Source organism: Helicobacter sp. MIT 01-3238, assembly GCF_003364135.1.
GTDB lineage: Bacteria > Campylobacterota > Campylobacteria > Campylobacterales > Helicobacteraceae > Helicobacter_B.
On the sequence record NZ_NXLN01000009.1, the window covers coordinates 46270 to 59945 of the forward strand.

Consider the following 13676-nt stretch of genomic DNA (forward strand, 5'->3'; position numbering starts at 1 on the left):
TTAAAAATCAATTTTCACTTAAAAAATTGTAAGGAAAATCCTTGAAAAAAAATCACAAAAAAAACAACTCCTCAAAAAAATCCTCCACCCCACATTTGCTTCCTTACAAAATTTTTAAAAATATGGCAGATTTTTTTTACTCCAAATTAGATTTTATCTCCAATATCCCCAAACTTTCTTTGCTTTCTTTAGTACGATTTGACAAATCCCAATGGCAAAATTTTGCTTTGCTAAATTATTATGGTTTGATTTTTGGGATTCTCTTTAGTGCGTGGCTGTATGCGTTTGTGGGGATTGTGGAAGTGTGTGGTGGCTTTAGTGATAGCGCGTCTATGTGGCTTAATATTTTTGGAGTGATTGCCTTAAGTGCGCTTGGGATTGTTAGCATAGCTTGCTATCTGCTTGCACCTGTTAGGATACGATTTTATTTTGGATTTTTTGCAGGGATTTTGCTTTTGTATTGGATTGCGCTCTCATTTCGCTACACTCCATTTCCTTTTCTTATACCTCTTGTGTGGCTTGGGATTGGTTTTATCATTGGGGCGATTTTTTGGATATTGCTTTTTTTTAAACATATCATTTTTAGGATTTTCACACTTATGATTTTGGGGAGTATCCACCCTTTTGGATTTGATTGGCTTGTGCCACAAAGTTTTTTTGCATATAGCGCGTTTGGTGTGAGTGAGTGGGATTTTTTATTTGTTGTTGTGGGAGTAGCTTCGCTAGTAGTAGCTTTGCTTAGAAGTGATATAAACTTCCCCAAAAAGTCAAAAAAATCTCGCTTCTCTAATACCCGTCCTAGTGTCCGCATCTGCGTAGGATTTTTTGGTGTGATAAGTTTGGCTTTGGCACTTGACATAGGCGGACTAGGAGGGAGGCACACTCAAACTAGCACAGATTCTAGCGCAAAATCCAACTCACAATTTGGCACAAAATCTAGCACAGATTCTAGCGATTTGTTTTTAAGAGAAAATTTTGCCCTTGCCCAAACCTACTTTAAGCAAGATTTCAAATGGAGCAAAAGCGCACTAGATGAGATAAAAGAAGCGACATTTAGCACCATTGAGCAAGCAAAAACAAATGGCAAAAAAGCTATCATCTTGCCTGAAACAATACTGCCAATCGTGCTAGATTCTCAAATCGCTACTTTAGAGGAACTACAAAGCATTTCAGATGATATTGCTATCATCTTGGGAGCGTTTAGTAAGCCAAATTTTAACTCCACTTATATCATTTACAAAGGCGATGTGCAAATCCTAAACAAAGTGATTCTAGCTCCATTTGGCGAAAAAATGCCGCTGCCTGATTTTCTAGCAAAGCCACTTTTGAAGCTGTTTTTTGGGATTGATGAGGGGCTAGATTCTGCTAGTGTGCCACAAGATTTTCGCCTTTTTAGGCGTGTATTTCGCAATGCCATTTGCTATGAGGGGACGAGCAAAGAGCTATATGCTGATAGCCCAAACCTCGTAGTGATGATAAGCAACAATGGCTGGTTTTATCCAAGCATTGAGCCATATTTGCAACGAACCCTTATGAAATATTATGCAAGAAAAGCAAAAAGCACGATTTTACACTCGGCAAATCTTTCGCCATCTTTTATCCTATCATCAAAAGTGCTTGATGATAATTTTGATACCGTGATACATATCAAGGATTAGAAAATCAAAAACTAAAATACAAAGGAAAAACAATGCTACTAAGCGCGAAAAATGTCAGTCATAGTTTTGAGACACTTTTATATGAGGGAGTGGATTTGGAATTACAAGAGGGAGAGAGTATCGCTATTTTGGGCGTATCTGGCAGTGGCAAATCCACACTTCTAGCAAATCTATCCACTATGCTAGCACCAAAAAGTGGCACTATCTCACTGCTAGATTCTAGTGATATTTACGCGCTAAAGCCAAATGAGCGACTAAAACTACTGCGCGAAAATCTAGGCATAATCTTTCAAGCACATTATCTTTTTCGCGGTTTTAGCGCACTAGAAAATCTCCAAGTAAGTGCGACACTCACGCAAAAGCCTATTGATATGGAGCTACTAGAAAATCTAGGTATAGCCCACACTCTCCACCAAAACTCCGCTGATTTGTCAGGCGGACAACAGCAGCGACTATCTATCGCTCGCGTGCTACTAAAAAAACCTCGCATAATCTATGCCGATGAGCCAACGGGTAATCTTGACAAAACCACTGCAATAAGCGTGATGAACGCTTTGCAAGAATATATCTCCCATCACAGAGCAGGGCTTATCATCGCCACTCACGATGAAAGCATAGCAAAATCGTGCACCTACACCTACACTATCCACCAAAAAGGCTTACGACAAATCTAACTTGATTTTTTACAAATCCTTGCCAAAAATGACGCAATCTTTTACCATTTGCAATGTTTTTTGCTACTCTTGTAGAAAATATCATTTTTGACAAACAATCAAAATATCTTTATAAATTTCTTAATCTAACCTTAAAATTACCAAAACGGAGATATTATTTTTTGCTTAGCTAGATAAACCACCTTTTGGATTCTAAAACCTAAAAACACCTGCTTATCGTTATTTATTGCTATCTAGTAATTATCTAGGATTTTTTAGATTTTTGGGATTCAAACTCTTGCGCTAGAAATCTTGCTGTGTAGCTACCACTTTTTTTGGCGTTTTTTATGAAATCTACCACCTTGCCACTATCGACTACCTTGCCACCTTTTGCCCCACCCTCTGGTCCCATATCGATTATATAATCAGCGTTTTTGATTAAATCCAAATTATGCTCCACAACAATCACACTATTGCCTAGCTCGACTAGATGATGAAGCACACGCGTTAGCTTATCCACATCGCCGAAGTGTAGTCCCGTAGTTGGCTCATCTAGCACATATAGCGTGCGCCCCGTGTCTTTGCGACTTAGCTCCTTTGCGAGTTTGATTCTTTGGGCTTCGCCACCGCTTAGCGTTAGGGCATTTTGTCCTAGCTGGATATAGCCAAGCCCGACATCTTGCAAAGTTTTTAGCTTTTGATAGATTCTAGGGATTTTGGCAAAAAATTCGCACGCGCTATCCACACTCATCGCTAGCACTTCAGCTATGGATTTTCCCTTGTATTTGATTGATAAAGTTTGTGGATTGTATTTCGCACCATTACACAAATCACACTTTACCATTACATCTGGTAAAAAGTGCATTTCTATGCGGATTTCGCCCTCGCCTTGACATTTCTCGCACCTCCCGCCTTTGACATTGAAGCTAAAGCGACTTACCCCAAAACCTAGCATTTTTGCTTCTTTGACTTGGGCAAATAACGCACGGATTTCGTCCATTGTGCCTGTATAGGTAGCGGGGTTGCTTCTTGGTGTGCGCCCGATAGGTGTCTGGTCTAGGTAGATTACCTTGTCTAAATGCTCTAGCCCTAGTATTTCTACACCATCGCATTTTTTGATTTTCCTAGCATTGTTTAGAATCTCTTGGGCTACGGGAAGTAGCGTCTGAAGTATGAGAGAGCTTTTGCCACTTCCACTCACACCCGTTACACACACAAAATTACGAAGCGGAATCTTTACGCTTAGATTTTTTATATTATTTATCGTTACGCTTGAGATAGTTAGCCACTCTTTTTGGGCACGATTTTGCGGATAAAAAATATCTTTTTTGCGATTTATATATTCAGCTGTAAGCGTGTTTGCGCTTAACATTCCACCCAAATCCCCACTATAAATTACCTCTCCTCCACGATTGCCCGCACCCGGTCCTATATCTACGATAAAGTCTGCGTTCATTATTGTTTCTCTATCGTGCTCGACTACGATTACAGTGTTGCCTTTTTCTTGCAGGCTTCTAAGCGTTTTTATGAGTTTGAGAGTATCGCGCTCGTGCAAGCCGATACTTGGCTCATCTAGCACATACATTACACCTGTTAGCCCACTACCGATTTGGCTTGCTATGCGGATTCTTTGGGACTCCCCACCGCTTATAGTGCGTGCATCTCTACCAAGAGTAAGATAGCCTAGCCCCACATCTACCAAAAAAAACAGCCTCTCTCTTAGCTCTTTTAGAATCGGCTCGGCTATCATCTTTTCTTGCGCATTTAGATGAGTGAAGTTTGCTTCTTTGGCAAAAAAAGCATAGCTCTCCTCTATGGGCATATCAATAACTTCGCCGATGCCTTTGCTAGAGACTTTTACGCTTAGAGATTCTGGCTTTAGTCTATGCGCTTTGCACGCACCACAAGGCTTCTCACTCATATAGTCTGCCAAATCCCTCTCATCTCTAAACATATCGTGTGCTATGGCTAAAATCCCTTTCCACTCACGCTTTAGCTTGCTCCCTCGCCATTCCAGCACAACCTCTTTGCCTCCGTTATAAAGCAAAGAATCTTGCTGTTGCTTACTTAGCTCATCAAAGCTAGATTTTATATCTATCCCCTCTGCCTTGCAAAAAGCGCGAAACAGCTCGGCATAATAGCTACGATTGTAGCCAAAAATGACTTTTATGCCACCCTCTAGCAAGGGTAGTGAAGTGTTTAAAATCTTTTTTATATCAAGCGTATATGTGCTACCTAGCCCACCGCACATATCACACGCGCCTTTGGGGGAATTAAAGCTAAAGCTAAGTGGCTCTAGCGGCTCAAAGCTCACCTTACAATCAAAGCAAGCAAAATGTTCAGAATAATGCACGAGCTTGGATTCTGCACTAGAATCTGCAATGCTAGATTGCTCTTTAGAATCTTTAGATTCTAGTGTGTATTCGATTTCTACTTCGCCATAAGATTCATTTAGGGCTTTTTCTACTGCTTGGGCAAGTCGGGTTTTGTTTTCATCGGTATTTGTTAGCCTATCAATGACAACTTTTATCGTGTGTTTTTTGCTTTTTGATAGTTCTATTTCCTCATCAAGTCGAGTGATGACACCATTTATCTGCGCTCGGACAAAGCCTTTTTGTCGCAAGTCTTGGAGTTTATCAGCAAATGTCCCTTTTTTTTCGCGCACTATGGGGGAGAGAATCATCATTTTTGTATTGCTTGGTAGTGATAAAACTTGAGAGATAATATCACTTGAACTCATCTGTGAAATAGGCTTGCCACATAGATGACAATGCTGCTTGCCCACCCTTGCATAAAGTAGGCGCAAATAATCATAGATTTCAGTTATCGTCCCAACCGTAGAGCGCGGATTTTTAGAAGTAGTCTTTTGGTCGATAGCAATCGCAGGGGTTAGCCCCTCGATTTTATCAACCTCTGGCTTGCCTACTCTATCCAAAAACTGCCTAGCATAGCTTGATAGAGACTCGATATATCGCCTCTGTCCCTCTGCATAGAGCGTGTCAAATGCAAGGGTTGATTTTCCACTACCTGAAAGCCCTGTAAAAACCACTAGCTTATTTTTTGGGATTGTTAGGCTTAGATTTTTGAGATTGTTTTCTCTCGCGCCTATGATATGGATAAAATCTTGCATCACACTACTTGAAGTCTATTTTTAATTATATTTTAGTTTGCTGCAAATTGCGTTGTTTATTCAATGATTTTAGGCACGATAAAAAAGCCATCTTGCGTGCTTGGTGCGTTTGCTAGCACTTCTTTTGCTATTGTTGATTGCTTTGGCTCATCAGCTCTTAGTGGTGTTTTTTCATTGTTTGTAAGCGTAATAGAATCCGTATCAATGCTATTTAGATTTTCTACAAAATTCAAAATCTCACTAAGATTTTCACGCACTTTTTCTTTGTGCTCATCATCGATTTCTATCATCGCCAATCGTTGCAACTTACCTAGCAATTCATCATCAATTTGCATTTTTACTCCTTTTGCCTCTGCTACAAATGCTTTTTCAAAATCTACGCTTTTTTATCGCTATTTATCATCGTCTTGCGCGTTTTTTATACCATTTTGGTGGTTTGGATTCTAGTCCAGAGCCCTCAAACATATCATCTACATCGACACCTTTATCTAGCTTCCCTCCCCACGCTTCCAAATCCTGCTGAAATGATTCTGCGTCTGAGAACATACTTCCCATACTCTCTATACCACTCATATCCCATTTGTTAAGTGGTTGATTGAAGTTTTTTGCCCCAGCAAACATAGAAGTCATATCCTCGACATTTTCGACATTCCACGAATTTAGTGGTTGATTAAACGCTTTTGCCCCAGCAAACATAAAAGTCATTACTTCGACATTGCTTACATCCCATTTATCAAGTGGTTTGTTAAACGAGATTGCATTATGAAACATTGCGTGCATTCGCTCGACATTGCCGACATTCCAATCACTTATATCTTGGTTGAAAGTTTTTGCACCTTGAAACATAAAACTCATATTTTCCACATTACTTGTATCCCACAGCTCTATCCCGCTATAATCCCTTGAAGCAAGCACATCATCGCCCTTAAGTCCCTGAATAGCAAATAGCGAACTCATATCAGTGATTTTGCTTGTGTTTATCTCGCCTAGATTCACGCTTGGCTTACGCACGAGAATCATTAGCTCTTTTTTGGTTTTGGGGAAATACTTGTATTTTCTTGCGACTTTTGGTGTACTCTTGCTTGATTTTGCGCTTGGGTTTACAGGGTATTTTGCCATTTCACTTGAGATGAGGGCTTTTACCTCCTCCATATCGCACTTACACGCGCAACCAAATAGTGCCATTCCCACACTTACACTTGCTAGAAGCACAAGAATTTTTTTAAGTTTTTTTGAAGTATTGTGATTTTGCATTTTCTCTCCTTAGTTGTTGTGGATTTTATGTGGATTTTAGTTATTTTTAAGATTTGGCCACTTTATCTTTGCTTATCGCATTTTGCTTATTTTGCTTTATGTTACTTTTTATCCCAAATAAACCTGACATTATAATCAAAAATTATAATACTTTGGCTTAACTAGCAAAATTTAGTGCAAAATCTTTGGCTAGATTTGCCACCAAAAATCACAGCCCCAAAATCGCTCAAAATCTTAAAAACACCTTGAAATACGCACTTTATTTTTGGCGAGATTTTAGCATATCAGCGATTAAAAACGCTAGCTCAATAGCCTGCGTAGCATTTAGTCTTGGGTCGCATTGGGTGTTGTAGCAAGAAGCGAGGTTTGCCTCTGTGATAGCTTGAGAGCCACCCACACATTCAGTTACATCATCTCCCGTCATCTCTAGATGCACTCCGCCAGCGATACCGCCCTCTGCCTTAGCGATAGCAAAAAACGCCTTGATTTCGCTAGCGATTTTATCAAATGCTCGGGTTTTGTAGCCATTGTTTGCTTTTATGGTATTTCCGTGCATCGCATCGCTACTCCATAGTATCGCCCTGCCCTCTCTTAATACCTCACGCAGTAGCTTTGGAAATCTCTCTTGTAGCACCCCATCGCCCATTCGCACGATTAGATTTAGCCTACCCTCCTCATTTGTAGGATTTAGAATATCACAGATTCCTAGCACTTCATCTTTTGTCGCATTTGGTCCTATCTTTACACCAAGTGGATTTTCCACCCCGCGCAAAAACTCCAAATGCGCTCCGTCCAAATCCCTCGTGCGCTCGCCTATCCAAAGCATATGTGCAGAGCAGTCATACCATTTGCCACTTAGACTATCTTTGCGCACGAGCTGTTCCTCATAGTTTAGTAGTAGTGCTTCGTGGCTTGTGTAAAATTCCGTAGTTTTTAGTGCAGGAGTATTGGCAGAATCTATCCCACAAGCTTTCATAAACTCCAACGCCTTTGTAATATCTTTTGCTAGCTCCTCGTATTTTTGCCCTAGTGCGTTGTTTTTGACAAAGTCTAGATTCCACCTATGCACCTCACTCAAATCAGCTAGCCCACCGCTTGCAAACGCACGCAAAAGATTTAGCGTAGCAGCACTTTGATGATATGCCTTTAGCATTCGTGCAGGCTGTGGCTCGCGCGAAGTCGCGCTAAAATCTAATCCATTTATAATATCGCCTCGATAGCTTGGCAAACTCTCCCCCTGAACTTCCTCAAAATCTGCACTTCTAGGCTTGGCAAACTGCCCTGCAAGCCGCCCCACCTTGATGATAGGACACCCACCTGCAAATGTCAAAATCGCACTCATTTGGATAATGACTTTGAACAAATCGCGGATTCCGCTTCCGCTAAATTGGCTAAAGCTCTCCGCGCAATCCCCTCCTTGCAACAAAAACGCCTCTCCTCTTTGGGCTTGCTTAAATCGCTCTTTTAGGCTTCTAGCTTCGCCTGCAAACACAAGTGGAGGATATGAGGCTAGCTCACGCTCGATAGATTCCAGCTCGGCTTTATCGGTGTAGGTTGGGTGCTGCTTTATAGGGAATCTCCTCCAGCTTGTTTTTTGCCAGCTTGTTTTTTGAGAAGTCTTTTTGTTTGGACTTGCTTCTAGGTTTTTGACAGAATCTTGTTTTGACATTTTTTCTCTCCTTGCTAAGTTTTTTGCCTTGTTAATTTTTTGCTTTGCTATTTTTTTGCTCTGTGTGAGTTTTGTTTTAAGTTTTTTGTGATTTTAGCGATGATTTTGCTTATAGTAAATGCCCTAGTTTTGCCTTTTTGGTGGCGAGATATTTTTGATTATGTTTATTTGCCTCTATGATGATTTCACTTCGCTTCACTCTCACAAAACGCGAAATCGCTTCAATCTTTTTGGGGTTATTTGTAAGCAATTCCACTTCCCCTATCCCATAATACTCCAAAATCCCACCCACAATAGCATAATCCCTATCATCGCTACTAAAACCTAGTGCGATATTTGCTTCCACCGTGTCATAGCCCTTATCTTGCAGAGCATAGGCATTTACCTTGTTAAAAAGCCCGATACCCCTGCCCTCTTGACGCAAGTAGATGAGTAGCCCTCCCCTGCCCTCTTTGTCGCTTTGGGCGATTTTTTGCATAGCTAGGGCTAGCTCTCCTCCACAATCGCATTTTTGAGAGCCAAATACATCGCCTGTAAGGCATTCTGAATGCACTCGCAAAAGTGGGACAAAATCACTAAATGTTTTTTGAGAAACATTTGGGGAATCTGTGTTGCCAAAATCTTTTTGACTAGAATCCACTTTTTTAAAATCTTGCTTGCCAAAATCTTGGGCGCAAAAATCCTTATTTGCAAAATCCTGCTTGGGATTTTGCTCAAAATTTTGTAGATTTTGGGCTAATATTTTTGCTAGATTCTCGCTTAGCACGACTAAATGCTCTTTTGGTTGATTTGCAAAATGCGCTTGTGGCATATTCTCTTTTTGTGGAGATTTTTGCAAAAATGACTGAATCACAAAATCCCCAAATCGCGTTGGCAGCTTTGCTTGGGTAGAAATCTCTAAATCCATAAAAATCCTTATCTATAAAATTTGACACAAAAATAAAAGTTTTAAACAAAGCGCGATTTTAGCACAAATAACGCACAAAATGCAAAATCTATTTATTTGAAAAATTTATTGCTTTTTAGAGATTTGTCTTTCTCAAGCCAAAAAAGTAGCGCGCAAATAAGCACCAAAGAGGGAAGCAAAAAAATATCTTTGCCAAAAATCCACAAGCAAATAAGACTTACAAAAATCCCAATAAGTGCAGGGGATTTGTCCCTCACTACGCGCCACTGCTCGATAAATAGCACGATAAAAATCGCATTCATTACAAACGCCATTCCTTGAGCGTTAAAACTCGTTAGGTGCTGACTTAGCAAAGCCCCACTCACGCAACCTATCACCCAATAAGTTTGGTTTAGCAGTGCGATGAAAAACATAAAATACCCACTATCTATTTTTGCTTTGTGGGCTGCTTGAGATTTTGGGGAAGTCTTTAGAGTATTTGGATTGGCACTTTGACTACTTGGACGAGGTTTTTTTAGGTTTAGCAGTGCAAAAGTCTCATCAGTAAGCGAAAAAATCAAATACCATTTTTTCTTTTTCTCAACACCTCTAAACAAGCTAAGAGCAGAAAGCGCATAAAAAATCTGCCTAGAATTTATCATTAAAGCAAGCAAAAACGATTCTAGCAGACTTACTCCATTTGCAAGCAAAGCCACACAAGCAAACTGCATAGCCCCCGCATAGATAACTACCCCCATCCCCAAAGCCCAAACCCAACTAAACCCAGCCTTTTGAAGCAAAATCCCAAAAGTCGCACCCATCAAAATATAGCCCACAAAAATCGGCAAAGTATGCGGAAAAGCCTCCTTAAATGCCAAAAAAGCAGGGTGGCTATGAAGAGAGTTAGTCAAATCGGCAAAAAAGCGAGTATCAAAACGCGAAAAAATAGAGTAAAAAATATTTTGTGTAGGGTTATCTTTGGTGGGAGTGTTGTTTTTGGTGTTTTTAGCGTGTTGGAAGTTTTGCCTACTACACATATTGCGCACATTTTCAAAAGCACGGTCTAATATGTTAGAAATGTTTTTAAAAGGCTGCATACTAGATTGTGCGCTAGATTTTGGAAATTTTGGCAAAGATTTTTTAAAAGATTTTTTATGCCTATCTTTTGTGTTTTTTGCTTCGTTGTCCATCTCTAAATATTACCCTTTTATACGAATTTATCTTTTAGAAAGATTTTAGCTTCTAAATCACACCCAAAATCACCTATATGCGCAAATGCGCGTGCCTAGTAGTAGATTTAGACTTTCTAAAGCGTGAGATTATAGCAAATATGAGTTATACAAAAGACACACTTTTTTGGCTATTTCTTAACAAATATGATTTTTATAAAATCTTGCAAATTTTTTATCTTAAAGTTTTTTAGAATGCTTTAGTAAATATTTTTAGGCTTAAAAATAGATTCTACATTGTCTATGATTTTGGTCTATGATTTTGCCAAGCGATTTAAAGTCCTGCACAAAATCGCCTACACAAATAGCCTAAAAGTAAAAACTATCGCACCAAGCAAATCTAGCGCGTATAGCCATTTACAAAACCTTATGTAACTTAGCATTTTTACTTCGCTTGTCTTAGCGATTTTTAGTCGCTTTAGCCGTGCTATCTCTCCTGCAAATACAAACACCATAAACCCACACATAGCCCATACACGCGCACTCATAGCCCACTGCGCACTAGCTAGGATAAACACCCCTGTAAAGCTCCCAATACTCACAAGCAAAAAGATAAGTGGCATCACAAACCAAATCTTTGTAATCACTTTTTGGTAGGTTTTGTAAGTAAAAAGCGTGTATAGATTGATAAGAAAAGGTATAGGGAAAAATCCCATAAAAAATGCGTGAAAAAACACCATATCATTAAAGGCTTTTACCACCATATCAGCTTCATTTGGCATATTTACTCCTTGTTTTGCAAATTGTTTTGTGAATTGTTTTGCAAGTTATTTTGTGGATTGTTTTGTGAAATGCTTTTTTTAGGGATTATTTTTTTTATGAGTGCATTTTAGCAAGTTTATACTGACAAAATACCAAACAAAGCAGATTATAAAGCTCCCAAACCAAAATCTAAAATCTATACCTTACCCCCAAATTCCCACTTACAAAAGTTTCGTTTTTATCTTGTATTTTGCCTGCGATGATTTGTTTGACACCTGCACTTAGTGTAATTGTAACACCATTATACACGCCAATATCTGCCCCTACAATCGTTTGTAAATAAGTTTTGAGCGGTGGAGTGCTAGAAATACTAAAAGTCGTAGGCGAGCCTACAAACGCACTCACAAAATCGCCACCTTTTACTAACACATATTGTTCAAACTTTGGTGTTATATAAAAGAAACTATCCGCATTCCAATAGCCACGCAAATCCGCACCAAAATCTAAGCTAATATTGACACTATTTATCGCATTTATCTCTAGTGCCAAGTCGCCATTTTCGCTGTATTTTGGCGTGTGGTTGTAATAAAGATTTAGTCCAATGAGTGGCTTTGCTACAAACATCTTATGTGGCGTAAAAATATACCCGTAAGTCCCACTCACACCCACAAATCCACGCGCAAAATCTGCTTCATTTTGAGTGGATACAACATAGCGATTTTGCTTGGTTATCGCTACTTGCCCAAATGCTTTTATATCCACTTCATTTTTCTCAAAAACAAGACGCGCATACCCACCAAACTGCAAATTGTTGCTATTTTGCGTGATATTTGTATCTTTGATTGTAGAATAGGCATAGCTTATATATCCACCCACAAAATGCACCCCCAAATCCCTATCATAGCCCGCATTTATACCATATAGCGCACCTGAATTTTGCCCGATGATATTTGCCCCGCCAAATACATTTGCCCAAAAATTATTTTGTAGACTCTCTCTAAAATATGCGTTTGTAGTGAGTGCTTGGCTTAAAGCATCATTTTTGCTTGCGCTATCTTCCACACTCGCTTTTGCAGTGTTTAGCGCGTAGCGAATATTTTGAAATGGATTTGAAAATCGCGATACTCGCTCAAGTATAGCCATTTGCGTTTGCATATTTTGAACAGTTATAGCACTGTCATAATAGCTATTTTGTAAAGTCTGTTTAGCTGTATTTACATTCTCTTGTATCGCCCCTTTTGCATAGCCAAAAAACAAATCACTGCCGATAATCGCACCAGCACTATCTTTTATATCTTGATTTTTTGATTGCAAGGCAGAGAGTAGCATATCGCCTGCTTGATTGCCATACTTTTCATTATATTCTTTTGCGATTTGGGTGTCTGTTTGTTTTTCCACTTGGGTTTTTAGGGATTCTAGTCTTGCTTTTAGTTCTTGTAGCTTTGTCTTTTCACTTTGTGAATATCCACTATCTATACCTGCACTTTCTGCAGCTCCAATTTCAAATAGCTCCGCGTATATCGCGTCTATATCCATATCAATCAAAGCAGATTTTAGCTCTTTTAGCGTTTTCTCACCCACTGCTTTCATAGCATAGAGATTATTTCTTTCCAGCTTTAGTTTAGCACCAAATATATCGCCACCATATCCTATCATAGCACCTCTTTTCTTGCTATTTTTGTCCAAAACCTCAAAATCATAAGTTTTTTCTAGCATAGTAATGTCTCTATGTATATCCCAAAAACTAGCAGTGTTTCCACCTCCCAAAGTGATTCCACCATTTGAGGTAAGCACTAGCACCTTTGTTTGAGTGTTTCCTTGAAAATCATTAGAGATGATTGAAAAGCTCGTATTTGTTATATTGCTTTTTCCGCTAACGATGATACGCCCTCTATTTACCCCTCCAGCTACATTGCTGATTTGTGCACCTTGCGTGCTTAGATTGCCATTTAGTTTTAGGCTTCCATTAAAAGTCATAGTTTGTTCTAAGTTATTGTCATATATTTTCATTATCCCTGTGCGAACCTCTAGACTACCACCCTGCAAGGTGAGATTTGCATTGATAGTTGATGGTTGTGATATAGTCATACTCGCATCAGCAAGATAGGGGCTAAGCAATAGCTCTTTTGCGCTGATAGTGAAACCAAGAGAATTTTCACCACCATTGGCAACTATATCATTATAAGAAGTGATAGTCGCTTGTGGAGCGGAAATGACAAAATAAGAAGCACCTTTTCTTCGTAGCTGTGAGCCAAGTTCGTTTATACCCCCAAGGAATATGCTAGTTTCGGTGAAATTCTCATAAGCATATACGCCATTCCCTTTGTCTATAAAACCTTTTGTTTCTGTATAAGTCGTAGCATTTGCAAAATTTGAAAGCAAACAAAAAGATAAAGAAGCAGTTAATAAAGCTAGTCTTTTACGAGAGAGAGAGAGAGAGAGAGAGAGAGAGAGAGTTTGTGCAAAATACTTTGTGTTAGATTTTGTTTTTTGTG

At 39.3% G+C, this 13676-nt stretch carries 10 protein-coding genes; 2 read left to right on the forward strand and 8 right to left on the reverse strand.

Annotated elements, in window-relative coordinates; genetic code table 11:
- The first annotated feature begins 41 nt into the window (after window positions 1-41).
- Complete coding sequence (locus tag CQA40_RS04450) at window positions 42-1658, forward strand: apolipoprotein N-acyltransferase (protein WP_115519728.1); 1617 nt, start codon at window positions 42-44, stop codon at window positions 1656-1658.
- 32 nt (window positions 1659-1690) lie between these two features.
- Entirely contained in the window at window positions 1691-2332 is a 642-nt protein-coding gene (locus tag CQA40_RS04455; RefSeq protein WP_115519729.1) for an ABC transporter ATP-binding protein, read from the forward strand.
- Window positions 2333-2576: 244 nt separating this feature from the next.
- Here the strand turns inward: CQA40_RS04455 and uvrA are convergent, their stop codons facing one another.
- The 8 genes from uvrA to CQA40_RS04495 form a co-directional block, all read right to left on the reverse strand.
- A complete protein-coding gene (uvrA, locus tag CQA40_RS04460; RefSeq protein WP_181882833.1) occupies window positions 2577-5441 on the reverse strand; it encodes an excinuclease ABC subunit UvrA in 2865 nt (954 codons plus the stop codon).
- 56 nt (window positions 5442-5497) lie between these two features.
- Window positions 5498-5776 (reverse strand): Asp-tRNA(Asn)/Glu-tRNA(Gln) amidotransferase subunit GatC, encoded by a 279-nt coding sequence (gene gatC / locus CQA40_RS04465; RefSeq protein WP_023927874.1) that lies wholly within the window; start codon window positions 5774-5776, stop codon window positions 5498-5500.
- 64 nt (window positions 5777-5840) lie between these two features.
- Entirely contained in the window at window positions 5841-6695 is an 855-nt protein-coding gene (locus CQA40_RS04470) for a BspA family leucine-rich repeat surface protein (protein ID WP_258864458.1), read from the reverse strand.
- A 259-nt stretch (window positions 6696-6954) separates the two neighbouring features.
- Window positions 6955-8364, reverse strand: a complete 1410-nt coding sequence (locus CQA40_RS04475) for a class II 3-deoxy-7-phosphoheptulonate synthase (RefSeq protein ID WP_115519731.1) — start codon at window positions 8362-8364, stop codon at window positions 6955-6957.
- A 109-nt stretch (window positions 8365-8473) separates the two neighbouring features.
- Window positions 8474-9175 carry a GTP cyclohydrolase II gene (ribA, locus tag CQA40_RS04480; protein ID WP_408941410.1) on the reverse strand — a complete coding sequence of 234 codons (702 nt, stop codon included), beginning with the start codon at window positions 9173-9175 and terminating at the stop codon, window positions 8474-8476.
- A gap of 188 nt (window positions 9176-9363) precedes the next feature.
- Entirely contained in the window at window positions 9364-10440 is a 1077-nt protein-coding gene (locus CQA40_RS04485) for an AzlC family ABC transporter permease (RefSeq protein ID WP_309544449.1), read from the reverse strand.
- A gap of 335 nt (window positions 10441-10775) precedes the next feature.
- Window positions 10776-11201, reverse strand: a complete 426-nt coding sequence (locus CQA40_RS04490) for a hypothetical protein (protein ID WP_115519733.1) — start codon at window positions 11199-11201, stop codon at window positions 10776-10778.
- A 169-nt stretch (window positions 11202-11370) separates the two neighbouring features.
- The gene (locus CQA40_RS04495) at window positions 11371-13563 is read right to left on the reverse strand and encodes an autotransporter outer membrane beta-barrel domain-containing protein (RefSeq protein ID WP_115519734.1); all 2193 of its coding nucleotides are present in this window, start codon (window positions 13561-13563) and stop codon (window positions 11371-11373) included.
- Window positions 13564-13676: the final 113 nt, after the last annotated feature.

What these genes read in the sequence shown, in the direction of transcription:
- CQA40_RS04455 (WP_115519729.1), top strand. Translation starts at nt 1,691, where the DNA reads ATGCTACTAAGCGCGAAAAATGTCAGTCATAGTTTTGAGACACTTTTA.
- uvrA (WP_181882833.1), bottom strand. Translation starts at nt 5,441, where the DNA reads ATGCAAGATTTTATCCATATCATAGGCGCGAGAGAAAACAATCTCAAA.
- gatC (WP_023927874.1), bottom strand. Translation starts at nt 5,776, where the DNA reads ATGCAAATTGATGATGAATTGCTAGGTAAGTTGCAACGATTGGCGATG.
- CQA40_RS04470 (WP_258864458.1), bottom strand. Translation starts at nt 6,695, where the DNA reads ATGCAAAATCACAATACTTCAAAAAAACTTAAAAAAATTCTTGTGCTT.
- CQA40_RS04475 (WP_115519731.1), bottom strand. Translation starts at nt 8,364, where the DNA reads ATGTCAAAACAAGATTCTGTCAAAAACCTAGAAGCAAGTCCAAACAAA.
- ribA (WP_408941410.1), bottom strand. Translation starts at nt 9,175, where the DNA reads ATGCCACAAGCGCATTTTGCAAATCAACCAAAAGAGCATTTAGTCGTG.
- CQA40_RS04485 (WP_309544449.1), bottom strand. Translation starts at nt 10,440, where the DNA reads ATGGACAACGAAGCAAAAAACACAAAAGATAGGCATAAAAAATCTTTT.
- CQA40_RS04490 (WP_115519733.1), bottom strand. Translation starts at nt 11,201, where the DNA reads ATGCCAAATGAAGCTGATATGGTGGTAAAAGCCTTTAATGATATGGTG.